Here is a 26,599-nt window from a genome sequence, read left to right on the forward strand (position 1 = left end):
AGGAGGCCCAGCGTGAGGAGGCCCAGCGTGAGGAGGAGCGAGAGCGGATGAGTCCTGAGCAGCACACGATCGCCGTCATCGGCGCCGGCAAGATGGGGGAGACCCTCCTGTCGGGGTTGCTGCGCGCTGGCTGGCCCGCGTCGGGTCTCATCGCCACGGTCCGTCGGGCGGAGCGCGGTGAGTACCTCCAGACGCGCTACGGCATCCGGGTCCTCCCGAACGAGGAGGCGGTGCGCGAAGCGCACGTCATCGTCATCGCCGTCAAGCCGCAGGACGCGTCGACCTTGCTCGCCGACCTGGGCCCGCGGGTTCCTCAGGGCAAGCTCGTCGTCTCCATCTGCGCTGGCCTGCCGACGTCGTTCTTCGAGAAGCGGCTTCCCGAGGGGACGCCGGTCGTCCGGGTCATGTCGAACACCCCGGCGCTGGTCGACCAGGCGATGAGCGCGATCTCCGCGGGTTCGCACGCGCGCGCCGAGCACCTCGCGCTGACCGAGGAGATGCTGCGCCCGCTGGGCAAGACGGTGCGGGTGCCCGAGTCGCAGCAGGACGCGGTCACGGCGTTGTCCGGCTCGGGTCCGGCGTACTTCTACTACCTGGTCGAGGCGATGACCGACGCCGGCATCCTGCTGGGGCTGCCCCGCCAGGTCGCGCACGAGCTGATCGTCCAGGCCGCGTTGGGCGCGGCGGTCATGCTGCGGGAGTCCGGCGAGCACCCGGTGACGCTGCGGGAGGCGGTGACGTCCCCGGGTGGCACCACGATCAGCGCGATCCGCGAGCTGGAGCGCCACCGGGTGCGTGCCGCGGTGCTCGACGCGATCGAGGCGGCACGCGACCGGGCGCGCGAGATCGCCGCCCAAGTCGACTGACCGGAGCCCCTCGGGACTCGCGCTGACCCGCGCGTCGAGCCCCACCGGCGGGCACCGACGCGACTGCGGCGCGGTCACAACCCGATGGCGCGCTTGGCGGCGGCCACGGTCGGCTCGGCGAGGGCTCGCGCCCGCTCCGCCCCATCCCGCAGGACCGCGTCGACATACTCCGGGGCGGCGGCGAGATCGGCGTACCGGGCGCGCAGTGGGGCGAGCAGGCTGATCACGGCGTCGGCCACGTCCCGTTTGAGCGCTCCGTAGGAGCTGTACCGGGTGGCGAGCGCGGCGGGATCGGACTCGCCGACACACGCGGCCAGGATGTCCAGGAGGTTGGCGACGCCCGGCTGGTTCTCCGGGTCGTACCGGACCTCGTGACGGGAGTCGGTGACCGCGCGCATCACCTTGTGGCGGATCACGTCCGGGGAGTCGAGGAGGCGGACGCAGCCGGCGGCGTCGTCCGGAGCGTCCTTGCTCATCTTGGCCAAGGGGTTCCGCAGGTCCTTGATCCGAGCGCCGATGACGGCGGGAATCATCTCGGGGACCACGAAGACCTCGCCGTAGGCCCGGTTGAACCGCAGTGCCAGGTCGCGGGTGAGCTCGAGGTGCTGGCGCTGGTCGTCGCCGACCGGCACGTGGGTGGCGCGATAGGCGAGGATGTCGGCCGCCATGAGGACCGGGTAGGTGTAGAGGGAAACCCGGGTCTTGGGCCGGCCGCGCCCCTTCTCCTTGAACTGGATCATGCGATCCAGCTCGCCGACGTAGGCCGTGCACTCCAGCAGGTACGCCAGCTCCGTGTGCAGCGACAGGTCGCTCTGCCGGAAGATCACGCAGGAGGCTGCGTCCAGGCCCGCGGCGAGGTAGAGCGTCGCTGTCTCCACGGTGAGCCGGCGGAGCCGCTCCGGGTCATGGGGAACAGTCAGCCCGTGCAGGTCAACCACGGGGAAGACACAGCGAGCGTCGTGCTGGAGGTCGACGAACCGTCGGAGGGCACCGAGGTAGTTGCCGAGGGTCAGGGAGCCGGTGGGCTTGACGCCGGAGACGATCGTGCGCGGCATGGGACTCCTCGTCGGGTCGGAAGTCGCCGCCGCGGGGACGCCCAGGTCCGTCGGCCGCCCTCGCGGGCGGCCTCGGTCGGGTCAGGTTGATCGCGCGCACGCCACAAGGCCGCCCTCGGGCGGCCACCAGCCACGGGAGCGAATCGTGCGCACGTCGGCACGATAACCGATCAGCCGCGACCGCACGCGCGACCCAGCCTGGCGGAGACGCGCACCGCTGACTCGGCAGCGCGCTCACAGCACGAAGACATCGGGCCCGGGACCGTCGTCGTCACAAGGGCTCGGGCGACTCGACCGCTGAGGTGTCCCTCTGGTCGCGCCGGATCACGCTGATCATCCCGTTGGGTTCGATGCACGCGCGTTCGACCATGGCGATGTCGTCGATGCCGTGCAGCCGCAGCTGGGAGGAGACCTCCTCGGTGGTCATGAGCTCCCGCCGCATGACGGCGCGGTTGAGCTTGCCGTTCTCGATCAGCGTCTTCGGCGTGGCCTTGAGCAGGGTCGCCAGCTTCGGGAAGCGGTAGGCGACGGCATCGACGACGACGCTCCAGAACAGGATCGTGACGACCACCACCATGCCGTCCGCCAGCGACGTGGTTTCGCCGTACAGGCCGGCTGAGGCCGCGTCGGCGACCAGCACGACCACGAGGACGTCGGTGAGTCCCAGACCGCCTGTCTCACGTCGCCCCACGACACGAAGGAGCGCGAGCAGCGCGAGGTAGGTCACCGTGCCGCGCACGACCCCCTCCAGGAGCGGAAGGTGAGGGGCGAAGATGAGGTTCCAGTCCACGTCGCCTCCACTACCCGACGCCGAGCCGGTCGCCGCTCCTTACGATGGGCCGACGATCGGCACCGGTGGCTCGGCTCGGCCCACGGGAGCGCGCCCGCCGGCTTCGTCGCGCTTCGTCGAATGCGCGACAGGACACGACGCCGAGGACGGGACGCCGAGGACGAAAGGAGCGGCATGGGCGGTCGCGGAGTGGAGACCGGGGATCGCACGGCGGCCGTGCGTACTCGACTCCTGGGGCCAGACGACTGGCGGGAGCTGCGCGCGGTTCGACTGGAGGCACTACGGGAGTCGCCGTGGGCCTTCGGCTCGACCTACGCCCGGGAGAGCGCGTTCACGGAAGCTGACTGGCGTCGCCGGCTCAGCGCCGGTGGGGCGACCTTCCTGGCCTACCGTGACGACGATCCCGCGACGGCGGTGGGGATCAGTGGCGGGTTCTTCGAGGAGTCGACTCCGGACACCGCGGAGCTGGTGTCGATGTGGGTACGGCCCGAGGCCCGCGGCAGCGGTGTGGCGGACGCGTTGGTGCGCGCCGTCCTCGACTGGGCCGTGGCCAGGGGAGCGGCGCGGGTGCACCTGTGGGTGACGGCGACGAACGAACGGGCGCGGCGGTTCTACGAACGGCTCGGCTTCGTGCCCACCGACGAGCGGCAACCGCTGCCCTCCGATCCCACCCTCGACGAGATCGGCATGGTGCGACCGCTCAGCTGAGCGCCTGCGCGCGCCGCGTCTCCGCGGCGAGGAAGAGCAGGTCCGGATACCACTCCTCGTTCTCTCGGAGCAGTGCCTGGGCCTCGGACAGGCTGGTGACCCGCACTTCTTTGACCTGCTCGCCGTCGGGTGGGTTCGTGGGCGTCGCCACGAGCTCGACGTCGGCCACACACCACAGCCACGCCTTCTCCGGGTGGGGCAGGTGAGGTCGATACGGCGCGGGGTGGTCGCTGACGCCGCGGTGCGCGCCAAGCCACCGCAGCGGCCCGAGCCGCCGAGCGCCCGCCTCCTCCAAGAGCTCCCGGTCAGCGGTCTGCTCGATGCTCTCGCCCGGCTCTCGGGTTCCGCCGGGCAGGAACCACTCGTTCCCCCTGTGCCGGCACACCACGATGGACGATCCGACGAAGCCGACGACGTGGACGCTCTGCACGAGGGACTCCGGTGGCCGGTCGACGGAGAACGTCGCGTCGAACCCGGCCCACTCCCACCGGGTCGGAGTGAACAGGGTAGGGAAGCGTTCGGCCAGACTCGGGCTGGTCGTCACGCTCGCGGACTCTACCGGCCCGGCTCCGGTGTGGTCAGGCGCGTCCATGTCGCCCACCAGACCGACGTAGGGCAAGGTGGAGCCTGTGACGGAACTCGGACGCCTCGTGTATGACGAGGGACTGACGGCGTACGACTTCGGCCCTGGGCACCCGCTCGCGCCGATCCGGGTGCGGCTCACGGTCGCCCTGACCAGGGAGCTGGGGCTCATCCGGGACGGCGAGCGCGAGCGGTCCGACGAGCACGTCGTGGCGCTGGACGGCTGCGGTCTCGAAGGGCTGACGATGGTCCCGGCTCCCCGGGCCTCCGATGACGTCCTGGCCACGATCCACGACCACGCCTACATCGAGGCGGTCCAGCGCGCGAGCGCCGACCCACGCCTCATCGACGTGACGTTCGGGCTGGGAACGCCGGACAACCCGACCTTCGCCGGGATGCACGAGGCCGCGGCGCGCGTCGTCGGTGCGAGCATCGAAGCCGCTCGCTCGGTCTGGGAAGGGACGAGTCTCCACGCGGCCAACATCGCTGGCGGGCTGCACCACGCGATGCCGGCCATGGCCAGCGGCTTCTGCGTCTACAACGACCCGGCGGCGGCGATCCGGTGGCTCCTCGACGCCGGGTGCCCGCGCGTCGCCTACATCGACCTCGACGTCCACCACGGCGACGGCGTCCAGGAGATCTTCTACGACGACCCCAGGGTGCTCACGATCAGCCTGCACGAGTCGCCGCGCACCCTCTTCCCCTACCGCACGGGCTTCCCGAGCGAGACCGGGGGCCCGGGCGCGGAGGGGACCGCCGTCAACATCGCCTTGCCTCGAGGAACCGGCGACGAGGGGTGGCTGCGGGCGTTCCACGCGATGGTGCCGGCTCTGGTCGAAGCCTTCCAGCCCGCCGTCATCGTGAGCCAGCACGGCTGCGACAGCCACCGGCTGGACCCGCTGGCCCACCTCAACCTCTCCATTGACGCCCAGCGGGCTGCCGCGGCCGCGGTGCACGAGCTCAGCCATCGCGTCGCCGAGGGCCGGTGGGTCGTCACCGGAGGTGGCGGGTACGCCCTCGTGGACGTGGTGCCACGCATCTGGAGCCACCTGCTCGCGATCGTCGGCGGGCAGGCGATCAGGCCCGAGACGACGACACCGCTCGCGTGGCGTCAGTTCGTGGCGGACGAGTGCGGACGCTCCGCGCCCGAGGCCATGACCGACGGCGCCCACGCCTCGTACGCCGAGTGGTCCGCCGGCTACGACCCGGCTGATCCCGTCGACCGCGCGATTCGCGCCACGCGCCGCGCGGTCTTCCCGGCCCACGGCCTGGATCCGGACTGACCCCTGTCCGGACGGGCGGCACCGGACGGATGCTCTCGGTGCCGCCTCGGCGTGCGACACCCGGTCGAGGGACCGGTCCTAGGGGGGAGCCGAGGGTCCCGGTCCGGCGCGCCGGCCCAGCGTGACGCCCGGCCGGCGGCGGGCCGGGGCGCCGACCTCGAGGCGCTTGGCCTGTACGCTTGACCGCGCCAGTACGTCGTGCTCCTCACCAACGCGAAGCGTTCATCCGACATGAGCGAGTTCCGATCCGCGTCCGGTGGGGTACCAAGTTGTTCCGAAAGGGCGTTACGTGGGTTCTGTCATCAAGAAGCGTCGTAAGCGCATGTCGAAGAAGAAGCACCGCAAGCTCCTCAAGAAGACGCGCATCCAGCGCAGGCGCCTGGGGAAGTAGCGGTGCTCGACTCCACGGGGTGAGCGGCAGATGGCGCGCGTTGTCCTGGTCACCGGTGTCTCCCGGGACATCGGGAGCAGGTTCACGCGCCTGCTCGCCGCCGACCCCGCGGTGGACCGTGTCCTCGGAGCGGACGTCGTCCCCCCTCGCGACGACCTAGGCGGAGCGGAGTTCGTCCGCGTCGACCTGCGCAGCCCCGTGGTCTCCCGGGTGCTCGCTCGCGAAGAGGTCGACACCGTGGCCCACCTCAACGTGATCGCGGCGCCTCAGCACGCCGGCGGCCGGGCCACGATGAAGGAGATCAACGTGATCGGGACGATGCAGTTGCTGGCCGCCTGCCAGCGGCTGCCGTCCGTGCGCAAGGTCGTCGTCAAGTCCTCGACCGCGGTCTACGGCGCCTCGCCAGACGACCCCGCGATGTTCACCGAGGACATGGAGCCGCGCGGGGCGCGCTCCGGCTTCGCCAAGGACGCCGTCGAGGTCGAGGGGTACGTGCGAGGCTTCGCTCGGCGGCGTCCTGACGTGATCGTCACGACGCTGCGCTTCGCCAACGTGATCGGCCCGCGCGTGCGCACCCCCATCACGCGGTACTTCACGCTGCCCGTCATCCCTACCGTGCTCGGATTCGACGCGCGACTGCAGTTCACCCACGAGGACGACCTTCTGGAGGCGTTGCGGCTCGCCGTCGTCTCCGACCGGCCGGGCACGTTCAACGTCGCCGGCTCGGGTGTCCTCATGCTGTCGCAGGCGATCCGACGCATGGGCCGGCCCTCCCTTCCGGTACCGGCCTTCGCGGCGGCGACGCTCGGTCAGGCGTTCCGAGCGTTCCGACTCGCCGACTTCACCCCGGAGCAACTGGACTTCCTCACCTACGGCCGCGGGGTCGACACGACCCGGATGCGGGAAGAGCTGGGGTTCAAACCGAGTTACACCACGCCTGAGGCGTTCGAGACGTTCGCGGCGGCGCACGAGCCCGGCGTACTGAACGCTGAGCGGGTCAGGTCCGCCGAGCAGCGCGTGGCCGAGTTCCTCGGTGTGCGGGAGGATCTGAACGGGGTACGACAACGCCATGGCTGACTCGTCCGAGGCGAAGGTAATCCCGATCCGGGCCAGTCGTGGGCGTGAGGAGAACGGGCAGTTCCGGGGGGCGCACGAGCGGGTGTCCTTCTCCGCCACGGACCTGCTTCTCGGGGCGCTTGGCATGGCCGCGCGGGGCGTCGCGGCTCGGACGCTCGGTGAGGGCTGGCAGTCGAAGGTGGCCTCCGGCCTGGCGTTCCTGCGGCGTCGTCTCACCGGCGACTACGAGGTCGACGACTTCGGCTTCGACCCGGACCTGACCGAGAACGTCCTGTTGAGCGTCCTTCGACCGCTCTACCAGACCTGGTTCCGGGCGGAGGCTCGTGGCATCGAGAACATCCCGGCGGTGGGCGGCGCGCTCATCGTCGCCAACCACTCCGGGACGCTGCCGCTCGACGGTCTGATGATCCACGTGGCGGTCCACGACAACCACCCGGCCCATCGCCACATCCGGCTGCTCGGTGCCGACCTCGTCTTCCGCCTGCCGTTCGTGTCGGAGCTCGCGCGCAAGGGCGGCACGACGCTGGCGTGCGCCCAAGACGCCGAACGCCTCCTGCGGAGCGGTGAGCTCGTCGCCGTCTTCCCGGAGGGTTACAAAGGGCTCGGCAAGCCGTTCTCGGAGCGCTACAAGCTCCAGCGCTTCGGGCGAGGTGGCTTCGTGGCGGCGGCGCTGCGGAGCGGGGTGCCGATCATCCCCTGCTCGATCGTCGGTGCCGAGGAGGCCTACCCGATGCTGGGCAACATCGAGCCCTTGGCCAGGCTCTTCGGGCTGCCCTACATGCCGGTCACCCCGACGTTCCCCTGGCTGGGTCTGCTCGGGCTGGTGCCGTTGCCGTCGAAGTGGATCATCGAGTTCAGCGAACCCGTGCCGACCGACGGGTACGAACCCGAGGCGGCTGAGGACCCGATGCTCGTCTTCGACCTCACCGACCAGGTGCGGGAGACGATCCAGCACACGTTGTACGCGCTGCTGCTCGACCGTCCCGATGCCTTCTAGCGAGCCCCCGCGGCGGTCGGCCCGGCGTCCCCTCGGATCCGAGCGGCGACGTCCCAACCCCTGTGCCCTTCGGGCCACCGATCGTCAGGACGCCGGTTCGGACGCCGCTCGGGTGTCACCGCTTCAGCTCGAGGATGTCGCCGAAGGGGTCGTCATCCGAGGGCGTCGTCGTGGTCGGCGTCGGGCTGGGGGTGTGAGGCACCGACGCTTCAGGTGACGGATCAAAGGATGGGGTCGCCGTCGAGCTCGGCCGACGGCTCATCTCCTCCGCCACGGGACTCGGCGAGCTCGGCGGGGTGACGGGCACCGGGCTCGGTGCCGGTGGCTCCTGCTGATCGAACCACGGCAGGGGTAGCGGCAGCTTGAGCACCGTGGGAAGCGGCAGGGGCAACGGCAGCGCCGTCGGCAGGGGCAGAGGGAGTGGCAGCGGGAGAGGGAGGGGCTCGTCTTCCGGAGGCGTCGGTGGTTGCTTCGTCGTGGTCGTCGGCCGCGGGTACGTGGGCCACGGCACCGGCAGCGACGGCTTCGACGTGGGCTGGGGCTCCGGTGGAATCGTCGGCCAGGGCTTGGGCGGGAAGGGATCCGGCTTGGGGTCGCTCGTGGGCGTTGTGTCGGGCTCGGTCTCGGTGCCGTCGTCGTCGGAGTGGGACTCCGAGGTGGGCTCGGACTCGTCACGCCTCTGTGACGTGTCGCTCGACGACTCGTCACGCTTGCGCGTCGACGTGTCCGACCGTCCAATGGGGTCCCGTCCCTTGCTCACGACCTCGGCGTCCTCGACTCCGCCCCTGCCCGGGTCGCACAGGGGGCACAGCGCGAGAGCCTGGTTGTCGAGTCGCTCCAGCGTGGTCCACGCCTTCTGGTAGGCGCCATTGGCCTCGGCCGGCAGGAGCGGAGCCGTCGCTTCCAGCCGGGGCTTGGCGTCGGCGACGAACTCCCGCAAGCGCAGGAGCGGCGCGGTGCGCTGGTCGCTACGGAACGCCTCGATGAGGAGCGCGCCACCGTTTCGGGAGTCGCGGGTGAACTCCTCGAGCGTGGAGACGCTGAGGTCGATCCGTGTGGTGTCGTCGGAGTGGATACGGCCCTCCGCGGTGAGCTCGCCCAGCTCCGTGAGCCTGGTGGACGCGTGAGCGAGGTACTCCAGACCACGGGACTCGGCGTTCGTGGTCACCGCGGCCTCGGTGCGTTCCAGGCCGCGCTTGATCGGATAGAGGAAGTCGCCAGGGAGGGCGGAGCGGGCGGCCGCCGCGGTGCCGACCATGCCGCCCGCCAGCACGATGGAGGCGGCCATCGCGCCCACCCGGAGCCGGGTCGGCTTGCGGTCAGCGGGCCTGCTCGCCGGCGCCTCCACCACGTCGTCCGCCACGCTCGCGGCGCGCGCCGTGCTCGCCGCTCGCTCGGCCGCCACGGCGACCAGCTGGGCCCGCAGTGACTGACGGAAGTCTTCCGAAGGCGTGATCTCGGCCGGGCGCAACCGGTTGACCAGTCCGAGAAGGGAAGCCAGCTCCGGGTCAGACGTGCGCCTCGACCCCTCCACGAGGCGCGCGAAGTCCTCAGCCCGCCGGCGGGAAGCCAGGAGTGAGGTCATCGGCGGTCCTCTCGGACAGGAGGTCGAATAGTGTGTAAGAGGACGACCTCCGGCGAATCAGACACCCGCACCAACGATCCGCCGTGTCTGGAGTTACGACCCGCTGAGCACGCCATACGCCACACCGTCCAGAGCGCACCCACCTGCGTCATCTGATGCCTTTGGGAAGCAGCTTCGCGAGGTTGCGGACGGCGCGGAGCTGAAGCTGCTTCACCGCCCCCTCGCTCTTGGACAGCACCTGGGCGGTCTCCGCGACGGAGAGCCCGTTGAGGAAGCGCAGGACGAGACACTCCTGTTGGTCTGGCTTGAGCTTGCGGACGGCCTTGACGAGCTCCTCGTTGGTCAGGGTGGCGAGCACGTCGTCCTCGGGTCCGTCGGCGGCGAGGTCGTAGTCGAGGATCTCGCCGGTGGCGACCTCGAGGCGGAAGCGTCCGGACTTGAAGTGGTCGGTCACGAGGTTGCGGGCGATGGTGACCAGCCAGGCGCCGAAGTCGCGTCCCTGCCACCGGAACGACGACAGCGCCCGCAGCGCCCGGAAGAACGTCTCGCTCGTGAGGTCCTCGGCCAGGGCGTGTGTGCCGACGCGGTAGTAGATGTAGCGGTAGATCGTGGACACGTAGTGGTCGTACAGCTGGCCGAACGCCTCGGCGTCCCCGTCCTTGGCGAGCTCGACCAGCGCGACGATGCGGGGATCCTGCGTCGTCTCCTGCTCGGTCCGGACGCCCGCGCGGTGGAACGAGAGGGAGGCCGGGCGCGCTTCGGCGGTCTCTTGGTGCGAGGCCTGCAGCAGCCGGGTGTCGTCAGGACACCCACCGGTGGTATGAGGCCAGCTGGGGCAGGTACGGTCGTCGGCCACCACGGCACCGGCTGGGACGGGGTGTGCCGAGGCGGTCGCACCCTCCAGGAGCGCGCGGAGGAGGGCGAAGAGCTCCGCGACTCCCTCCCGGTCGGCGGTGATGGGTCGTTCGGTCTGCGGCGTCAATGTCTGCTCCCGACCCCCCGACCACACGGACTTCTGTCCCACCGAGGGCATCGTAGGAGACATCCGCCCAGACTGGAATACGCCGGGCTAATGCATACCGTGTCTCCTCGGTGTCTCCTCGGTGTCTCCTCGGTGTTTCCTGGACGTCGCCGCGGACGCGGTCACGTTCTGAGACAGGCGACCGGGTGCGGTCCTGGGCTCACGGGCGACGCGGTCACGCTCCGGAACGGCGGTCGCGGACACGGCCCGCGTTGCGTCGAAGCGCCGCCGCGGCCGCGGTCGCGCCGCCGATGGCTCCGGCGAGCCCGGCGGTGGCAAGTCCCACCTGGACGGCGCGCCGACCCCGACGGAAGTCGCGGATGCGCCAACCGTGTCGACGGGCGTGAGCACGGAGCTTCCGATCAGGATTGATCGCGCAGGGGTGCCCCACCAGGGAGAGCATGGGGATGTCGTTGGACGAGTCTGAGTAGGCCGAGCACAGGCGCAAGTCCAGCCCTTCCTCGGCGGCGAGCTGACGAACGGCGTTGGCCTTCGCGGCTCCGTGCATGAGGTCGCCGACGAGCCGGCCGGTGTAGAAGCCGTTGACGGTCTCGGCGACAGTGCCGATCGCGCCGGTGAGACCGAGGCGGTCGGCGATGAGCCTCGCGATCTCGATGGGCGCCGCGGTCACCAACCAGACTCGCTGCCCCTGGTCGAGGTGACGCTGGGCGAGGGCGGCGGTGCCAGGCCAGATCTTGGTCGCCAGCACCTCGTCGAAGATCTCCTCGGAGAGCTCGAGGAGCTCGTGTACCGGCCAGCCCGCGATGAAGTCCAGCGCCTGCTCACGGATCAGCCGCATGTGATCGGGGTCCTCCGACCCGACCACGCGGAACTTCAGCTGTCGCCAGCCGGCGGTGAGGATGTCGCGGGTGGAGAAGAACTTGCGGCTGTGCAGCCCACGAGCGAGATAGAACAGCGACGCGCCGCGCATGAGGGTGTTGTCGACGTCGAAGAACGCCGCCGCGCGGGAGTCGGGTGTGACCTCGGTCTCGCGGGCGGAAGTCGTCGCCTCAGCCGCATCCTCCGCGCGCGTCATGGTCATCCAGCCTAGAGCCTGGACGCCACTCGCTTGGGAGGGATGTCCGGTACGCGCCGTCTGGACCGTGCCATCGTCAGGGTGAAACCCTTGCCACGGAGCGTGCCCGTGCCGCGCGTCGGCGCCGGCATGTGCCAGACTCCCTGTGCCGGCGTCGCGCCGGCCTGGCAGTCCGAGGGAGGGGCCGTGAACGTCGCCGACCTGGTCCGCCGGGCCGCTCAGGCGAGCCCTGACCGGACCGCCCTCGTCGCAGAGGAACGCCGCCTGACCTGGGCGGAGTTCGACCGCGCGGTCGACCGTTGCGCTGCCGCGCTCTCGGGTGGTGGCCTGGTCGCGGGCTACCGAGTGGCGCTCGCCTTGAGCAACTCGATCGAGTTCGCTCTCTGCTATTTCGGCGCGCTGCGGGCGGGGCTCGTCGTGGTCCTGGTCGATCCAGCCGGCACGGCGGCGGAGATGGCCGACGTGCTTGCGGAGACGGGGACCCGCGTCGTCCTCGCCGACGCCGCGAGTGTCGACGCGGTGCGGTCCGCCGTGCGCCAGATCGCCGGTCGTCCGCGCGGGGTCGGAGGGCCAGGCAGTGCCGATCACGACGCGGAGTTCGTGCCTCGCGTGGTGCCGGTCGGTGTCCCGGCCGCGGCCGGCGAACGGTCCTACGACGACCTGATGGCCACGCCGGCGCGCACTCCCGCCGTTCCGCCGGCTGACCCCGAGGCCCTCGCTCTCCTAGCCCGCACGCCTGGAAGCGGTGTCCGACGCCGCGTGGCGATGCTCACCCATCGGGCACTCGTGGCGGCGATCGACCAGTGGTCGGCTGCCGAGCCGACGCCTGTACGAGGCGAGGACGTGGTTCTGGCCACGGTGCCGCTGTGCCACGTCGTCGGTTGCACAGCGGTGCTGGGCGCGGTGGCCCGTGCCGGCGCCACCCTCGTCGTGGTGCGCCACGACCAGCCCGAGCGCGCGCTGGAAGTGGCGGCCACCGAGAAGGTGACGGTCGTTCCAGTCGTCCCGCCGATCCTCGCCGCCTGGAGCCGGAGCGCCGAGTTGGCCGACGGGCTCGTCAGCGTGCGTGTGCTTCAGTCGCTGGGTTCGCCGCTTCCAGCCGGCGTTCGGCAGGAGGTGGAGACGGCGACCGGACTCGTCGTCCACGATGGGTACGTGCTCACCGAGGCGGCCGGGCTGGTGACGACCACCCTGCCGGGTGCCGCGCCGGGCGACGCTGCACAACGACCCAAAGGTCTCGGCGTCCCGCTGCCCGGGGTGGAGATCCGGGTCGTCGACGACGCGGGGGTCGATGTCGAGCCGGGTGAGCCCGGCCAGATCCTCCTCCGGAGCCGGAGCATGTTCTCCGGCTACTGGCCTGATGGCTCAGAGGACCCGGGTGCGGACGGCTGGCACCTCACCGGCGACGTCGGCTACCTGGACGAGGAGGGCCGCCTCACCCTGGCCGGCCGGCGCTCGGAGGTGGTCGTCGTCTCCGGGTTCAACGTCTATCCCCGCGAGGTGGAGGAGGTCATCGCCGAGCTGGACTCGGTGGCCGACGTCGCCGTGGTCGGCGTGCCGGATCCGGCCACAGGGGAGGCCGTCGTCGCCTACGTCGTCCCTCGTCGAGGACGGACGGTGACGCCGGGCGAGGTCTCCGCTCACTGCGCCGCTCGACTCGCCAGGTTCCGTCGCCCCAGCGTCGTTCGGGTCGTCGACGAGCTGCCCAGGTCGGCCACCGGCAATGTGCTCCGAGCCCGACTCGCCGCGGAGCTGTCCGGCTGACCTGTCGCGCCGGAGCGTCCCGGCGGCGTGACCGGCAGGTGAGGCGGGCCCGCTAGAAAGGCTTGACGGTCACGGCGAGCCCCGCTCGCTGGGACCGACGACACTGAACATCCGCCTGGACATAACATCCGCCTGGACATAGAGGACAAACACGTTCACTGGGACGAACGGACACGAATGGCGAGGGTCACCCTTTACAGCAAGCCCGGCTGTCACCTGTGTGACGACGCGCGCGAGGTGATCGCGGCCGTGTGCGAGGACCTGGGCGTCGATTGGGTCGAGGTGGACATCACGACGGATGAAGAGCTGTACCGTCGGTGGTGGGAGCAGATCCCGGTGACCTTCGTCGACGGACGCCAGCACGACTTCTGGCGCGTCGACGAGGCGCGGCTGCGGGCGGCCCTGGCCTAGCAGGGGTGGGCGCAGACCACGCGGAGCGTCCGCGAGGTGACAGCCGGTCGGTCGCGCCCCGTGCTTCGGCGGCGAGGGTCACACCTGGCACGCCGCTCCCGGCGGCCTGACGATCAAGCGTCCACGCTCGATTTTGTTCGCGCGTTCACAAAGTCCTAGGCTTGGATCGCCGACCGGGTTCGTCCGGTCGGCCGGAGGCGTCGTGGGAACGTCTCATACCTCAGGAGTGAAGTGAGTTCGTCGCGTCCCCGCCGTACCCATGACACGGACGCGCGGCCGAGTCGCGGGATTCCCGAGGCGACGGTCGCGCGGCTCCCGGTGTATCTCCGCGCGCTGACCGCGCTGTCCGAACGTGGGATCGCGACCGCGTCGAGTGAGGAGCTGGCCCGCGCCGCCGGCGTCAACTCCGCCAAGCTCCGAAAAGATCTCTCCTACCTCGGCTCCTACGGGACCCGCGGCGTCGGTTACGACGTCGAGTACCTCCGCTACCAGATCGCACGGGAGATCGGTCTCACCCAGGACTGGCCCGTGATCATCGTGGGCATCGGAAACCTCGGCCACGCGCTCGCCAACTACTCTGGCTTCGTCTCGCGAGGTTTCGGCATCGTCGGCCTGTTGGACGCCGATCCGGCCAAGGTGGGTGAGCGAGTCGGCGATCACGTCGTCCGCGCATACAGCGAGCTCGAGGACGTCGTTCGCGAGTACAACGTGTCGATCGGGATCATCGCCACGCCGGCGTCGGCCGCACAAGAGGTGTGTGACCGGATGGTCGCCGCGGGCATCACGAGTGTGCTGAACTTCGCCCCCGTGGTGTTGAACGTCCCTCCTGGTGTCGATGTCCGCAAGGTCGACCTGTCCACTGAGCTGCAGATCCTCGCCTACCACGAGCAGCGCAAGGCGCTGTCCGCGCGGTTGACGAAGGTCGACGGTGTGCCTGCCGAGAGGAGTTCCGTCGCCCCATGAGCCAGCGGCGCCAGTCAGCGGTTCGACTCTCGCGTGCCTTGCGCGCACTCGGAGCGAAGCGAGGTCGCGCATGAGCCTGCTCGTTGTCGGCTTGTCCCACCGAGGAGCGCCCATCGACGTGCTGGAGCGGGTTGTCCCGGCTCCCGAGGGCGTCGAGAAGTTCCTCGAGGAGGTTGTCCAGTGCCCGCGAGTCGCGGCGGCGGTTGTCTTGGCGACCTGCAACCGCGTCGAGGTCTACGCCGAGGTGGAGCGCTTCCACGGTGGCGTCGAGCAGCTGACGGAGCTGCTGGCGCGGCGCGCTGGCGTCACGACCGCCGAGCTCACGCCCTACCTGTACGTGCGGTACGAGGAAGGCGCGGTGAGCCACCTGTTCTCGGTGGCGTGTGGCTTGGACTCCATGGTGGTCGGCGAGACGCAGATCCTCGGCCAGGTCAAGGCCGCGTTGCGCACGGCCCAGGACGCCGAGACGGTGGGCTCGACGCTCAACGCCGTGTTCCAGCACGCGCTGCGGGTGGGCAAGCGAGCCCACGCCGAGACCGACCTAGGCCGGGCTGGGCGCTCCGTGGTGACGGCCGCGCTCGAGCGTGCCGCCCGGGTGTTGGGTGACCTCACCGGGCGTTCGGCGCTCATCGTGGGCGCCGGGTCCATGGCCGCCCTCGCCGCGACCACCCTGCGCCGGGACCACGACGCGCGCGTGGTGATCGTCAACCGCACCCTCGAACGTGCCCGCCGGTTGGCCGAGAACGTGTCCGGTCGGGCCGTCGCGATGAGCGACCTCGCCGTCGAGCTGCCGGCCGCCGACCTCGTCATCTCCTGCACCGGCGCGGTCGGCACGGTCCTCAGCGGCGAGCGACTGGCGTCCGCGGTCGCGGCCCGGGCCGGCGCGCCCCTCGTGGTCTGCGACCTCGCCTTGCCTCGCGACGTCGAGCCCGGTGCCGGGGATCTCGCCGGCGTGACGCTCATCGACCTGGAAAGCCTGGCGGCCGGCGGTGGCGAGACCTCAGGTGCCGCCGCCAGCGACATCGAGGCGGTCCGCTCGATCGTCGCCGAGGAGGTCGCGGCGTTCGCGGCGTCCAGGCGGGCGGCCGCGGCGGTCCCCACGGTGGTGGCGCTGCGGACGATGGCGGCGGAGGTCGTCGACGCGGAGCTGCGCCGCTTGGCGAGCCGTCTGCCCGACCTGGACGAGACGGTTCGGTCCGAGGTGGAGTGGACGGTCCGCCGCGTGGTCGACAAGCTGCTGCACGCGCCGACGATCCGGGTGAAGGAGCTGGCCGAGCAGCCCGTGGAGACCTCCTACGCCGACGCGCTGCGCACGCTGTTCGCGCTCGACCAGGCCACCGTCGAGGCGGTCACCAACGCGGACCCGATGCGCCCTGTGGAACGTCCGGAGCCGGGCGAGGAGACGACGGGGGTCGCATCGTGAAGCTTCGGATCGGCACCCGTGCCAGCGCTCTGGCGGTCACCCAGACCCGGACGGTCGCCACGGTGCTGGAGCGGCTCGGCATCGACGTCACCCTCGTGGAGATCACCACGCAGGGCGATCGGGATCGCAGCCCGCTGCGTCGCATCGGCGGCCAGGGTGTCTTCGTCGCCGCGCTGCGCGACGCGCTCGTCAACGGTGAGATCGACGTCGCCGTCCACTCGCTGAAGGACCTGCCCACCCAGCCGCACGAGGCGCTGGTGCTCGCGGCCGTACCGCCCCGGGAGGATCCGCGCGACGCGGTCGTGGCACGGGACGGCCTCAACTTGCAGACGTTGCCACGAGGCGCGCGCGTGGGAACCGGTGCGCCCAGGCGACTCGCCCAGCTGCGGCTCGCCCGAGGGGACGACCTGACCTTGGTCGAGATTCGAGGCAACGTCGACACGCGGCTCGGCAAAGTTCACCGCGGCGAGCTCGACGCCGTCGTCCTCGCCAGGGCTGGGCTGGCTCGGCTCGGGCGCGAGGCCGAGATCACCCACACCTTGGACCCGACGGAGTTCGTGCCGGCGCCCGGCCAGGGCGCGCTCGCCGTCGAGTGCCGCAGGGCCGACGAGAGTGTGGTGCGCGCTCTCGCCCAGCTCGATGACCCACGCACCAGGGCGGCGGTGACCGCCGAGCGCGCCGTGCTGGCCGAGCTGCAAGCCGGCTGCAGCGCACCTATGGGAGCATTCGCCGAGACCACGGATGGCGAGGAGGGGGGCCAGCTCACCCTCCACGCCGTCGTGGCGGCGGTTGATGGCTCAGCAAGCGTCCGTCTGTCCACATCGGGATCTCTCGGCGAGGCGGAGAGACTCGGCCGTGAGCTCGCGTCCGCTCTCCTCGCTGAGGGAGCCAGCCGTTTGATCGAGGAACGCGTCACGTGACCGCGAAGAACAAGACCACGAAGAAGTCCCAGGGCTCGGTGTCCTTCGTTGGTGTCGGGCCGGGCGACCCGGCGCTTGTCACGGCGAGGGCCAAGGAGTTGCTGGAGCGGGCGGATGTCGTCGCGGGCGAGCTCGCGACCTTTGAGGCTGTGCTGTCCGCCTACGTATCCGACGAGGCCGAACGGATCGAGCTGACCGAGGACTCCGTCACTCCGGCGGAGGCCGGTCGCGTGTTGGCCAAGCACGCGAAGGAGGGCCGTCACGTCGTCCGTCTCTACCGTGGCGATCCCTTCCTCGACGGGCACGCGGCCGAGCACGTGGCGGCGTTCGTCCGGCACAACGTGCCGTTCGAGGTGACGCCAGGTCTGCCGATCGCCAGCGCGGTGCCCACGTACGCCGGGATCCCGCTCATGACGGCCAAGGTGCGGGAGGTTCGGATCGTCGACGTGAGCGCGGGTGAACCGGAGTGGGAGACGTTCTCCGACGGCTCCGCGACACACGTCATCACCGGGGTCACCGACAACCTCAAGGACATCACCGGCATGCTCGTGAAGGCCGGGCGAGAGCCGTCCACGCCCGCCTCGGTGACCACGGCCGGCACGACCACCAACCAGCGGACCGTGGAGGGCACGCTCGAGACGCTGGCCCAGGAGGTCAAGGCCGCGAAGGTGGAGGGCCCGTTCGTCTTGGTCGTGGGCCCGACGGTGCCCCAGCGAGACAAGCTGTCGTGGTTCGAGACCAAGCCGCTGTTCGGGTGGCGCGTGCTGGTTCCACGCACCAAGGAACAGGCGGCCGCGCTGTCCAAGCTGCTCCGGCAGTACGGCGCGGTGCCCGAGGAGGTGCCGACCATCTCGGTGGAGCCGCCTCGGAACCCGCAGCAGCTCGACCGGGCGATCACGGGTCTGGTCACCGGCCGCTACCAGTGGGTGGCGTTCACCTCCGTCAACGCCGTCCGCGCGGTGCGGGAGAAGTTCGAGGAGTACGGCCTGGACGCGCGGGCCTTCGCAGGGCTGAAGGTCGCCGCCGTGGGCGACAAGACGGCCGAGGCGATCCAGGCGTGGGGGATCAAGCCCGATCTCGTCCCGTCCGGCGAGCACTCCGCCCGTGGCCTGCTCGAGGACTGGCCGCCGTACGACCCGGTGCTCGACCCCATCAATCGGGTGTTCCTGCCGCGGGCTGACATCGCGACCGAGACGCTGGTCGCCGGGCTCATCGAGCTCGGCTGGGAGGTTGACGACGTCACCGCGTACCGGACGGTGCGGGCGGCGCCTCCGCCGGCGCCCATCCGCGAGGCGATCAAGACCGGCAAGTTCGACGCGGTCGCCTTCACGTCCAGCTCGACGGTCCGGAACCTGGTCGGGATCGCGGGCAAGCCGCACGCGACGACGGTGATCGCGGCGATCGGTGCTCAGACGGCGCGGACCGCGGAGGAGCACGGCTTGCGGGTCGACGTCCAACCCGAGGAGGCGTCGATCGAGGCGCTCGCCGAGGCCCTCGCCGAGTTCGGCGCCGCCCGTCGAGCGGCACAGATCGAGGCGGGCGAGCCGGTGACCAAGCCGTCGGAGCGCAAGGCGGGGTCACGCCGGCGCGCCCGGTAGCCATCCGGTCCGGCGGCGCGGCACGCTGGCGCTGACAGCTCGGTCGCGACGTCCGGTCAGCGGCAGGGGGAGGAGACATGGGGTTCCCGGAGATTCGTCCCCGACGACTGCGGGCGACGCCGGCGCTCCGGCGGCTGGTGTCCGAGACCGAGGTGCCGCCGCGATCGCTGGTGCTTCCCCTGTTCGTCCGTGAGGGGGCGACCGAGCCGATCCCGGTGCCGTCCATGCCGGGTGTGGTCCAGCACACCCTCGACTCGTTGCGGAAGGCGGCCGTGGAGGCGGTCGAGGCTGGCGTTGGCGGGCTCATGCTGTTCGCGATCCCGCGCGAGAAGGACGCGGTCGGCTCGGCTGCCACGGATCCCGACGGCATCCTCAACGTCGCCATCCGCGAGGTGGTCGCGGAGGTCGGCGACGCCAGCGTCGTCATGGCCGACCTGTGCCTCGACGAGTTCACCGACCACGGGCACTGCGGCGTGCTGACCGCGGAGGGGGACGTCGACAACGACGCCACGCTGGAGCGCTACGCGCAGATGGCGGTCGCCCAGGCCGAGGCGGGCGTCCACATGGTCGGTCCGAGCGGGATGATGGACGGCCAGGTCGGGGTGATCCGGCGTGCCCTCGACGCCGCCGGTCACACCGGCGTGGGCGTGCTGGCGTACTCGGCGAAGTACGCGTCGGCGTTCTACGGGCCGTTCCGGGACGCGGTCGAGTCGAGCCTGCGCGGCGACCGCCGGACGTACCAGCAGGACCCGGCGAACGCGGTCGAGGCGCTGCGAGAGGTCGCCCTCGACGTGGCCGAAGGCGCTGACGTGGTGATGGTCAAGCCGGCGCTGGGGTACCTCGACGTCGTTCGCCGGGTGAAGGACGCGGTCGACGTCCCCGTCGCGGCCTACAACGTCTCGGGTGAGTACGCCATGGTGGAGGCCGCCGCGCAGCGCGGCTGGATCGACCGTGAGCGGGCGATCCGCGAGACTCTCACCTCGATCCGACGCGCAGGCGCCGACATCGTGCTCACCTACTGGGCGACCGAGGTCGCGCGCGACTTCCGCTGAGCACCCTCTGGGTCGGGTGGCGGCGCTGCGTGGCGCCGCAGGTCCGTGACGGTCTGCCCCTCGTCTCTGACGAGACGTAGCAGCGTTGTTGCGTTTGGTGACGGTGGTTGGTGACGTGTGCCTTCTCACACGAGGACGACGCCGTCATGGAGGGGCCGCCGCGGCGCCCAGTCGGGGGGGAGGTAACCGGGCACCGCGGCGGCCGAGGAGGCCCGGCGCGCCCGGGGGGGTGAGGGCGCCGAGCCAGTCGCGGAGGCCGCGTTCGTACGGACCCTCGGAGGGGTCGAGGGAGGAACCACTATGGAGAAGGAGCGGACATGGAGTAACGACGGACGCGCCTGGTCGACATGGTGGCGTGAGGACAGGGAAGGCACAGACCCACAGCACGCGCCGCAGACCACCGAGCGCGCTCTCGCGTCATGTGTGACCTCCCCCCGAAGCTCACGACTCACCTTACGTGGCCACTACCTGTCGTCGCAGGCCGACATGTCGGTGACAGTCGAGCCCGTCGTCGACATCAACGACGGCAGCGCGATGGGGTTACGGCCGTGATCACATCCGATTTCGAACCGGCCTCGTTCGGACCAACCTGGTTGGCCGCCGCCTGGCTCGACCTGCCCGGTTGGCCGCTGCTCGGTTCGAACGGGCCTGATCCGGACCCGCGCGGTCGACGCCGCGCCGTTCGACGCGGATCGCCTCGGCCCTGACCACCCCGAGCCCTCCCGCCGCGGGAGGTTGCACAATGGCGCGGTGGCCACCGATGCTCGCCTCGATCCAGCCGTGCCCACCGCATCCGAGCGGCTCTTCGCCCGGGCTCAGCAGGTGACACCTGGCGGGGTCAACTCGCCGGTCCGGGCCTTTCGGGCGGTTGGCGGCACCCCACGGTTCATCACCCGGGCCCACGGCCCCTACCTCGTCGACGTCGACGGCCGCGAGTACGTCGACCTCATCGGCTCGTGGGGGCCGATGATCCTCGGTCACGCCCACCCCGAGGTCGTGGCCGCGGTGCAGGCGGCGGTCGCGGCGGGGACCTCGTACGGCACGCCCACGGTGCCCGAGGTGGAGCTGGCCGAGGAGATCGTCGCGCGAACCCCGGTCGACCGTGTGAGATTCGTCTCGTCCGGCACCGAGGCGACCATGTCGGCGATCCGGTTGGCACGGGCCGTGACCGGGCGGGCGAAGATCGTCAAGTTCGCCGGCTGCTACCACGGTCACGTCGACGCGCTCCTGGCCTCGGCCGGATCCGGCGTCGCGACGTTCGGTCTCCCTGACTCGCCCGGCGTCACTCCTGCGCAGGCCGGCGACACCCTCGTGCTCCCGTACAACGACCGGGAGGCGGTGCGCGCGGCGTTCGAGCGGTACGGCACGGAGATCGCCGCCCTCATCACCGAGGCGGCTCCCGGCAACATGGGCGTCGTCCCGCCGGAGGACGGGTTCAACGCGTTCCTGGCCCAGGTGTGCCACGACCACGGTGCGCTGTTCATCTCGGACGAGGTCATGACCGGCTTCCGGGCCAGCCGCTCCGGCTGGTACGGCATCGACGGCGTGGTCCCGGACCTCATGACGTTCGGCAAGGTGATGGGCGGAGGCTTCCCAGCCGCGGCGTTCGGCGGGAAGGCGGAGTACATGGAGCAGCTTGCGCCCACCGGCCCCGTCTACCAAGCCGGCACCCTCTCAGGAAACCCGGTCGCCACGACGGCCGGCCTCACCACGCTGCGGCTGGCGACGGAGCAGACCTACACCCAGCTGAACCAGATCGCAGCGAACGTGGCCGACATCGTCTCGTCCGCGTTGACCAAGGAGGGCGTGCCGCACCTGGTCCAGTTCGCCGGCACCCTCTTCAGCGTCTTCTTCGTCGACCCGGAGCGGATACCCAGGGTGCGCGACTTCGACGACGCCCGCTCCCAGGAGCAGCACCGCTTCCGGGCGTTCTTCCATGCCATGCTCGACGGTGGCGTCCACCTTCCGCCGAGCCCGTTCGAGGCGTGGTTCGTCAGCACCGCACACGGCGACGAGGCGCTCGAGCGCATCGCGGCCGCGGTTCCCGCCGCCGCTCGCGCCGCCGCGGCGGCGCGTCCGGACGCCGACGACGGTCCACCCGCAAGCGAGCCCGACACCTGACGGTGTCCCCAGGAGAGCCCGTGAGTCCTACCCGCACGATCGTGCACCTGCTGCGGCACGGTGAGGTCGACAACCCGCGCAAGGTCCTCTACGGACGTCTGCCCGGCTACCACCTGTCGGAGCGGGGCCGGGCCATGGCCCAACGGGTGGCCGAGACGGTCGCGGGGCGCGACATCGTCCACCTGGTCACCTCGCCGTTGGAGCGGGCGCAGGAGACAGCCGAGCCGATCGCGGCGGCCTTGGGGCTCACGCCGGTCGTGGACGACCGGGTGATCGAGGCAGCCAACGTCTTCGAGGGGCAGCGGTTCGGCGTGGGCGACGGGGCGCTTCGTCGACCACGGGCCTGGGTGCACCTTCGGAACCCGTTCCGGCCGTCGTGGGGCGAGCCGTACCGCGCGATCGTCGTCCGCATGCTCGCCGCGATCGCGGACGCCCGGAAGGCGGCCTACGGGCACGAGGCGCTCCTGGTCTCCCACCAGCTGCCGATCTGGATCGTGCGCTCCTACGTCGAGGGTCGCCGGCTGTGGCACGACCCGCGCAAGCGTCAGTGCACGCTCGCCAGCCTCACGTCGTTCACCTACGACGACGACCGGCTCGTCGCGGTGGACTACTCCGAACCGGCCGCCGACCTGCTGCCAGCTCCACCGTCCAAGCGAACCTTCGTGGCGGGAGCGTGAGCGTTGGTGTCTCGTCGGTTGTGGTCGCTGGTGGTCGTGCTGGTCGCGGTGGTGAGTCCGCTCGTCGCATGCTCCGGTGCGGGCTCGTCCGCCGAGGTGACGGCCGAGACCCGGTACGTCAGCGGAGGCGGCACCGTCACGACGGTCCCGCCGAAGCAGCGCCGCCCCGCACCGCCACTGCGCGGCACGACGCTGACGGGTGACGTGCTGGACCTGGCGTCCTACCGGGGGCGGGTCGTGGTGCTCAACGTCTGGGGCTCCTGGTGCCCGCCGTGCCGCAAGGAGGCGCCCGACCTGGTGAAGGCGGCGAAGGCGCTCGAAGCCAAGGACGTCGCCTTCGTGGGGCTCAACACCCGTGACCTGGATCCCGAGCCGGCACGAGCGTTCGTCCGCACCTTCGAGGTGCCGTACCCCAGCGTCTACGACCCGAACGGGGAGCAGCTGCTCGGCTTCCGCGAGACGCTACCAGCCAACGCGATCCCGTCGACGCTCGTCATCGACACGGAGGGGCGCGTGGCCGCCCGGGTGCTCGGACCCGTGGACGACCGCACGCTCGGACATCTCGTGGACGACGTGGTAGCGCGGGGATGAGCGGGATGGTGGTCTCCGAGGTGGCGGTGTTCAACCGGGTGGCTCCGACCGATCACGTGGCGGTGCCCGACCCGGTCACAGCACTCGACCAGGTGGCCGGTGTGAGCGCGTCGGTGGGTGACAGCTTCGCCGACACCGTGCTCCACGGCTCGATGGTGCTCGCGGCACCCGTCGCACTCGTGGCCGGGCTGGTGTCGTTCCTCTCGCCCTGCGTCCTGCCCCTCGTGCCCGGCTACCTGTCCTACGTCACCGGCTTGTCGGGCGCCGACCTCGCGGAGGGCCGGCGTGGGCGGATGGTGGCGGGCGCCCTGCTGTTCGTGGCCGGGTTCTCGGCGGTCTTCGTCTCTGCGGGAGCGTTGTTCGGCGCGGTGGGAACCTTCCTGGCCGCTCACACCCGGGCCCTCACCGTGGCGCTCGGGTCGGTGACCATCGGGCTCGGCCTGGTGTTCCTGGGCGCGGTGCCGTGGCTCCAGCGCGACCTGCGGGTGCACCGGGTGCCAGCCGTGGGGCTCGGGGCCGCTCCGCTGCTCGGTGTGCTGTTCGGGCTGGGCTGGACCCCGTGCATCGGTCCGACGCTCGGCGCGGTCGCCACCCTCGCGGTCAACGAGGCGACCGCGGGACGCGGCGCCGTGCTCATGGTGTGCTACGCGCTCGGCCTGGGACTGCCGTTCGTGGCGGTCGCCGTCGGGTTCCGGCGGCTGGTCGGTGCCCTCGGCTGGGTTCGTCGCCACCACGTCTGGGTGACGCGCGCCGGTGGCGCCCTCCTCGTCCTCGTCGGCGTGCTCCTGGTCACCGGTGGGTGGGATCTGCTCGTGGGGCCGATGCGACAGTGGGTCAGCGACTTCTCGACGGTGGTGTGACGAATGACGCAGACGCAGGCGCCGGAACGGCAGACCGCGCCGGCTGAGCCAGCTCCGCTCGGCGCCTGGGAGCTCGCCCGCTGGGCGTGGCGTCAGCTCACCTCGATGCGGACCGCCCTCCTTCTGCTCTTCCTGCTGGCGCTCGCCTCGGTGCCCGGGTCTCTCATCCCGCAGCGCCGGGTCAACCCGGTGACGGTGGCGGAGTTCGCGCAACAGCATCCAGAGCTGGCCCGCTGGTACGACCGGTTGGGGTTGTTCGACGTCTTCGGGTCGGCCTGGTTCGCCGCCATCTACCTCGCTCTGCTCGTCTCGCTGCTCGGCTGCATCCTGCCGCGAGCGGCGCAGCACGCGCGGCGCATGTGGTCCCCGCCGCCGCCCGCACCACGGCGTCTCCACCGGTTGCCCGTCTCGTCGACGTGGGCCACGGACGCCGCCGCCGAGCAGCTCGTCGAGTCTGCGGTGGCGCGGCTGCGGTCTCGTCGCTACCGGGTGGTCGTGCGCCGGCCCGCTCCTGGGTCACCCGCTCCTGAGCCATCCGGGACGGCTCCGACTTCGACCACCGAGGCCAGCTCGCGGACCTGGACGGTCTCGGCGGAGCGTGGCTACTCCCGCGAGATCGGCAACCTGCTCTTCCACCTCGCGATCGTCGTGGTTCTCGTGGGCGTCGCGGTCGGGAGCCTCTTCGGGTTCCGCGGCACCGCCCTGGTGATCGTCGGAAACGGCTTCGCCAACACGGTCACCCAGTACGACGGCTACCAAGCCGGCGCGTTCTTCGAGGAGAGCCAGCTTCCTCCCTTCGCGTTGACGGTGCGGGACTTCCAGGCGCGCTGGGAGGTCGCGGGTGAGCAGGCCGGCGCGCCGCGCGCGTTCGACGCGACGTTGACTTACACCGAGGCTCCCGGCGAGCCCGAGCGCGAGTACCGCCTGCGGGTCAACCATCCGTTGCGGATCGGGACCGCGCAGATCCACCTCATCGGTCACGGCTACGCGCCACGCTTCACGGTGCGGGACGGCAACGGCGACGTGGCGTTCTCCGGACCGGTGCCGTTCCTGCCCCAAGACACCCGCTTCACGTCGACCGGTGTGGTGAAGGTCCCTGACGCGCGACCCACGCAGCTCGGGTTCCAGGGCTTCTTCCTCCCGACCGCGGTGGTCGACCAAGAGCTGGGGCCGGTCTCGGCGTTTCCCGATGCGCTGAGCCCAGCGGTGTACCTCACGGCCTACCAGGGTGACCTCGGCCTGGATGACGGCGTTCCTCAGTCGGTCTATCGGCTGCGCACCGATGGCTTGACACAGTTCCGCACGGCCGACGGGGACGCGCTCCGGTTGGCGCTGTCGCCGGGGGAGAGCGCCACGCTCCCCGGTGGCGCGGGCAGCATCCGCTTCGACGGTTACGAGCGGTGGGTGAACCTGCAGATCAGCAGCAACCCGGGTGAGCCCATCGCGCTCGGCGGCGCCTTGCTCGGCCTCGCCGGACTGTTACTATCCCTCGTAGTACGTCCCCGGCGGGTCTGGGTACGGATCACCGAGGACGCCGGGCGTACAGAGGTGACGATCGCCGGGCTCGACAAGGGTGAGCGCCTCGCCCGGACACGCTCGAACGACGACATGCCGACGAGCGATTCCGCCGAGGGTGACGACCTGGCGGCGGAGATCGAGACGATCGCCGCGGGCCTTCCGGGGCGCGCGGCCGCTGACGATGAGGAGCACCAGTGAACCTCGCGCTCGCGAGCCTGTCGGACAACCTGGTTTACGCCGCCACCGGGGTCATGGCGTTGGCGATGCTGGCGCACGCCGGGGCGTGGGCGTTCACCCGCGAACGCCGGTCCGCCGCGTTGGCGGAGCGCCGCCTCGCGGCTCGAGTCCGTCAGCCGGCCGTCGCCGTGGCCGCGTCGGGTGACGGAACGCGGCAGGCGGACGTGGCGGTCGCCACTCTCGACCCGTTGGAGACCCAGGACGGCCTCGACAGCGTGACCGCAGGGTCGTCTCCCGACGACGAGGCGACCCGTGCCTACCGTTCCGACGTCTTGGCCCGCATCGGCGTCGCCCTCACCATCCTGGCCACTCTCCTGCTGGGCGCCGGAGTCCTCACCCGAGGCCTGGCCGCGGAGCGGGTGCCGTGGAGCAACCTCTACGAGTTCACGATCAGCGGTGCCTTCGTCATCGCCGTCGGCTACCTGGCCCTGCTGCGGCCGCTGCGGCTGGGTTTCCTCGGTCTGCCGGTCACCGGCTTCCTCCTCGTGGCGCTGGGCATCGCGGTGGTGATCTTCTACACGCCGGTGTCCGGCCTCATCCCCGCGCTGCAGTCGTACTGGCTCGCGCTCCACGTGTCCGCGGCGGTCCTGGCCACCGGTGTCTTCACGATCGGCGCACTGACGAGCCTGCTCCAGCTCCTCAAGGGGCGGCAGGAGCGCCGCGCTGCGCAGGGGGTTCCGGGAGGCTACCTCGCCCAGCTGCCGTCCGCGGCAGCGCTCGAGCGGATCGCCTACCGCCTCAACGCGTTCGCGTTCCCGATCTGGACCTTCGCCCTCATCGCCGGCGCGATCTGGGCGGCGGCCGCCTGGGGACGCTACTGGGGCTGGGACCCCAAGGAGACCTGGATGTTCATCACCTGGGTCTGCTACGCCGCCTACCTGCACGCGCGGGCGACCGCCGGGTGGCGGGACAAGGTCGCGTGGATCGGCTTGGCGGCCTACGGCGCGCTGCTGTTCAACTTGATCGGAGTCAACTTCCTGCTGCCCGGCCTGCACTCCTACGCCGGCGTGTAGCCCTCAGACCGATCCCGCGACGGCCTCGGAGGCGTCCTCTCGACCCGGCGCTCCCCGGTG

At 71.0% G+C, this 26,599-nt stretch carries 25 protein-coding genes; 19 read left to right on the top strand and 6 right to left on the bottom strand.

Annotated elements, in window-relative coordinates:
* Positions 1–47: 47 nt before the first annotated feature.
* Positions 48–866, top strand: a complete 819-nt coding sequence (gene proC / locus DFJ64_RS12405; RefSeq protein WP_115850597.1) for a pyrroline-5-carboxylate reductase — start codon at positions 48–50, stop codon at positions 864–866.
* A gap of 74 nt (positions 867–940) precedes the next feature.
* Here proC and trpS read toward each other — a convergent pair whose 3' ends face one another.
* Entirely contained in the window at positions 941–1,921 is a 981-nt protein-coding gene (gene trpS / locus DFJ64_RS12410; RefSeq protein WP_115850598.1) for a tryptophan--tRNA ligase, read from the bottom strand.
* Between the two features lie 271 nt (positions 1,922–2,192).
* Positions 2,193–2,711 carry a DUF421 domain-containing protein gene (locus DFJ64_RS12415; protein WP_115850599.1) on the bottom strand — a complete coding sequence of 173 codons (519 nt, stop codon included), beginning with the start codon at positions 2,709–2,711 and terminating at the stop codon, positions 2,193–2,195.
* 174 nt (positions 2,712–2,885) lie between these two features.
* Between DFJ64_RS12415 and DFJ64_RS12420 the strand changes: the two genes are divergently transcribed.
* Positions 2,886–3,419 carry a GNAT family N-acetyltransferase gene (locus tag DFJ64_RS12420; protein ID WP_115850600.1) on the top strand — a complete coding sequence of 178 codons (534 nt, stop codon included), beginning with the start codon at positions 2,886–2,888 and terminating at the stop codon, positions 3,417–3,419.
* On the opposite strand, the gene DFJ64_RS12425 is transcribed toward DFJ64_RS12420, so the two are convergent.
* Positions 3,412–3,963 carry an NUDIX hydrolase gene (locus DFJ64_RS12425; RefSeq protein ID WP_245941095.1) on the bottom strand — a complete coding sequence of 184 codons (552 nt, stop codon included), beginning with the start codon at positions 3,961–3,963 and terminating at the stop codon, positions 3,412–3,414. The two genes, DFJ64_RS12420 and DFJ64_RS12425, sit on opposite strands and share 8 nt — an antisense overlap.
* Positions 3,964–4,048: 85 nt before the next feature.
* Here DFJ64_RS12425 and DFJ64_RS12430 point away from each other — a divergent pair, with 85 nt between their 5' ends.
* From DFJ64_RS12430 to DFJ64_RS12445, 4 genes are all read left to right on the top strand, one after another.
* Positions 4,049–5,284, top strand: a complete 1,236-nt coding sequence (locus tag DFJ64_RS12430) for an acetoin utilization protein AcuC (protein WP_115852043.1) — start codon at positions 4,049–4,051, stop codon at positions 5,282–5,284.
* 289 nt (positions 5,285–5,573) lie between these two features.
* Complete coding sequence (locus DFJ64_RS12435; RefSeq protein ID WP_115850601.1) at positions 5,574–5,675, top strand: 30S ribosomal protein bS22; 102 nt, start codon at positions 5,574–5,576, stop codon at positions 5,673–5,675.
* Between the two features lie 30 nt (positions 5,676–5,705).
* Positions 5,706–6,752 (top strand): NAD-dependent epimerase/dehydratase family protein, encoded by a 1,047-nt coding sequence (locus tag DFJ64_RS12440; RefSeq protein ID WP_115850602.1) that lies wholly within the window; start codon positions 5,706–5,708, stop codon positions 6,750–6,752.
* Positions 6,745–7,749 carry a lysophospholipid acyltransferase family protein gene (locus DFJ64_RS12445; protein WP_115850603.1) on the top strand — a complete coding sequence of 335 codons (1,005 nt, stop codon included), beginning with the start codon at positions 6,745–6,747 and terminating at the stop codon, positions 7,747–7,749. Before DFJ64_RS12440 ends, DFJ64_RS12445 begins: the two co-directional genes overlap by 8 nt.
* A 115-nt stretch (positions 7,750–7,864) precedes the next feature.
* Here DFJ64_RS12445 and DFJ64_RS12450 read toward each other — a convergent pair whose 3' ends face one another.
* From DFJ64_RS12450 to DFJ64_RS12460, 3 genes are all read right to left on the bottom strand, one after another.
* Positions 7,865–9,334: a DUF5667 domain-containing protein gene (locus DFJ64_RS12450; protein WP_115850604.1), complete on the bottom strand. Its 1,470-nt coding sequence runs from the start codon at positions 9,332–9,334 to the stop codon at positions 7,865–7,867.
* 148 nt (positions 9,335–9,482) lie between these two features.
* Positions 9,483–10,358: an ECF subfamily RNA polymerase sigma factor, BldN family gene (locus DFJ64_RS12455; protein ID WP_245941096.1), complete on the bottom strand. Its 876-nt coding sequence runs from the start codon at positions 10,356–10,358 to the stop codon at positions 9,483–9,485.
* 172 nt (positions 10,359–10,530) lie between these two features.
* Positions 10,531–11,391, bottom strand: a complete 861-nt coding sequence (locus DFJ64_RS12460) for an HAD family hydrolase (RefSeq protein WP_115852045.1) — start codon at positions 11,389–11,391, stop codon at positions 10,531–10,533.
* A gap of 186 nt (positions 11,392–11,577) precedes the next feature.
* Between DFJ64_RS12460 and DFJ64_RS12465 the strand changes: the two genes are divergently transcribed.
* The 13 genes from DFJ64_RS12465 to ccsB all read left to right on the top strand — a co-directional run bounded on the left by DFJ64_RS12465 (position 11,578) and on the right by ccsB (position 26,539).
* Positions 11,578–13,155, top strand: coding sequence for a class I adenylate-forming enzyme family protein (locus tag DFJ64_RS12465; RefSeq protein ID WP_245941097.1), 1,578 nt, complete (start codon positions 11,578–11,580; stop codon positions 13,153–13,155).
* A gap of 177 nt (positions 13,156–13,332) precedes the next feature.
* Positions 13,333–13,566, top strand: coding sequence for a glutaredoxin family protein (locus DFJ64_RS12470; RefSeq protein ID WP_115850605.1), 234 nt, complete (start codon positions 13,333–13,335; stop codon positions 13,564–13,566).
* Positions 13,567–13,797: 231 nt separating this feature from the next.
* A complete protein-coding gene (locus DFJ64_RS12475; protein ID WP_115850606.1) occupies positions 13,798–14,529 on the top strand; it encodes a redox-sensing transcriptional repressor Rex in 732 nt (243 codons plus the stop codon).
* Positions 14,530–14,599: 70 nt separating this feature from the next.
* Positions 14,600–15,952, top strand: coding sequence for a glutamyl-tRNA reductase (locus tag DFJ64_RS12480; protein WP_115850607.1), 1,353 nt, complete (start codon positions 14,600–14,602; stop codon positions 15,950–15,952).
* Positions 15,949–16,872 (top strand): hydroxymethylbilane synthase, encoded by a 924-nt coding sequence (gene hemC / locus DFJ64_RS12485; RefSeq protein ID WP_342768131.1) that lies wholly within the window; start codon positions 15,949–15,951, stop codon positions 16,870–16,872. Before DFJ64_RS12480 ends, hemC begins: the two co-directional genes overlap by 4 nt.
* Positions 16,869–18,470, top strand: coding sequence for a bifunctional uroporphyrinogen-III C-methyltransferase/uroporphyrinogen-III synthase (locus tag DFJ64_RS12490; protein WP_115850608.1), 1,602 nt, complete (start codon positions 16,869–16,871; stop codon positions 18,468–18,470). Before hemC ends, DFJ64_RS12490 begins: the two co-directional genes overlap by 4 nt.
* Positions 18,471–18,547: 77 nt before the next feature.
* The gene (hemB, locus tag DFJ64_RS12495; protein WP_115850609.1) at positions 18,548–19,522 is read left to right on the top strand and encodes a porphobilinogen synthase; all 975 of its coding nucleotides are present in this window, start codon (positions 18,548–18,550) and stop codon (positions 19,520–19,522) included.
* Positions 19,523–20,302: 780 nt separating this feature from the next.
* Complete coding sequence (gene hemL / locus DFJ64_RS12505; RefSeq protein ID WP_115852048.1) at positions 20,303–21,643, top strand: glutamate-1-semialdehyde 2,1-aminomutase; 1,341 nt, start codon at positions 20,303–20,305, stop codon at positions 21,641–21,643.
* A gap of 20 nt (positions 21,644–21,663) precedes the next feature.
* Positions 21,664–22,320 carry a histidine phosphatase family protein gene (locus DFJ64_RS12510; protein ID WP_115850611.1) on the top strand — a complete coding sequence of 219 codons (657 nt, stop codon included), beginning with the start codon at positions 21,664–21,666 and terminating at the stop codon, positions 22,318–22,320.
* A gap of 6 nt (positions 22,321–22,326) precedes the next feature.
* Positions 22,327–22,911, top strand: a complete 585-nt coding sequence (locus DFJ64_RS12515) for a TlpA family protein disulfide reductase (RefSeq protein ID WP_245941098.1) — start codon at positions 22,327–22,329, stop codon at positions 22,909–22,911.
* Between the two features lie 152 nt (positions 22,912–23,063).
* On the top strand, positions 23,064–23,771 hold the full coding sequence (locus DFJ64_RS12520) for a cytochrome c biogenesis CcdA family protein (RefSeq protein WP_245941308.1): 708 nt from the start codon (positions 23,064–23,066) through the stop codon (positions 23,769–23,771).
* A gap of 3 nt (positions 23,772–23,774) precedes the next feature.
* Complete coding sequence (gene resB, locus DFJ64_RS12525) at positions 23,775–25,487, top strand: cytochrome c biogenesis protein ResB (protein WP_115850614.1); 1,713 nt, start codon at positions 23,775–23,777, stop codon at positions 25,485–25,487.
* Positions 25,484–26,539, top strand: a complete 1,056-nt coding sequence (gene ccsB, locus DFJ64_RS12530) for a c-type cytochrome biogenesis protein CcsB (RefSeq protein WP_115850615.1) — start codon at positions 25,484–25,486, stop codon at positions 26,537–26,539. The genes resB and ccsB overlap by 4 nt, the downstream gene beginning before the upstream one ends.
* The last annotated feature ends 60 nt before the right edge of the window (positions 26,540–26,599 follow it).

The sequence above is a fragment of the Thermasporomyces composti genome (genome assembly GCF_003386795.1).
GTDB classification, from domain to species: domain Bacteria; phylum Actinomycetota; class Actinomycetes; order Propionibacteriales; family Actinopolymorphaceae; genus Thermasporomyces; species Thermasporomyces composti.

Coding starts and splice junctions, on each gene's coding strand:
- hemB (WP_115850609.1), top strand. CDS start 18,548: ATGGGGTTCCCGGAGATTCGTCCCCGACGACTGCGGGCGACGCCGGCG.
- resB (WP_115850614.1), top strand. CDS start 23,775: ATGACGCAGACGCAGGCGCCGGAACGGCAGACCGCGCCGGCTGAGCCA.
- DFJ64_RS12445 (WP_115850603.1), top strand. CDS start 6,745: ATGGCTGACTCGTCCGAGGCGAAGGTAATCCCGATCCGGGCCAGTCGT.
- DFJ64_RS12440 (WP_115850602.1), top strand. CDS start 5,706: ATGGCGCGCGTTGTCCTGGTCACCGGTGTCTCCCGGGACATCGGGAGC.
- proC (WP_115850597.1), top strand. CDS start 48: ATGAGTCCTGAGCAGCACACGATCGCCGTCATCGGCGCCGGCAAGATG.
- DFJ64_RS12450 (WP_115850604.1), bottom strand. CDS start 9,334: ATGACCTCACTCCTGGCTTCCCGCCGGCGGGCTGAGGACTTCGCGCGC.
- trpS (WP_115850598.1), bottom strand. CDS start 1,921: ATGCCGCGCACGATCGTCTCCGGCGTCAAGCCCACCGGCTCCCTGACC.
- DFJ64_RS12470 (WP_115850605.1), top strand. CDS start 13,333: ATGGCGAGGGTCACCCTTTACAGCAAGCCCGGCTGTCACCTGTGTGAC.
- DFJ64_RS12460 (WP_115852045.1), bottom strand. CDS start 11,391: ATGACGCGCGCGGAGGATGCGGCTGAGGCGACGACTTCCGCCCGCGAG.
- DFJ64_RS12420 (WP_115850600.1), top strand. CDS start 2,886: ATGGGCGGTCGCGGAGTGGAGACCGGGGATCGCACGGCGGCCGTGCGT.
- DFJ64_RS12480 (WP_115850607.1), top strand. CDS start 14,600: ATGAGCCTGCTCGTTGTCGGCTTGTCCCACCGAGGAGCGCCCATCGAC.
- DFJ64_RS12520 (WP_245941308.1), top strand. CDS start 23,064: ATGGTGCTCGCGGCACCCGTCGCACTCGTGGCCGGGCTGGTGTCGTTC.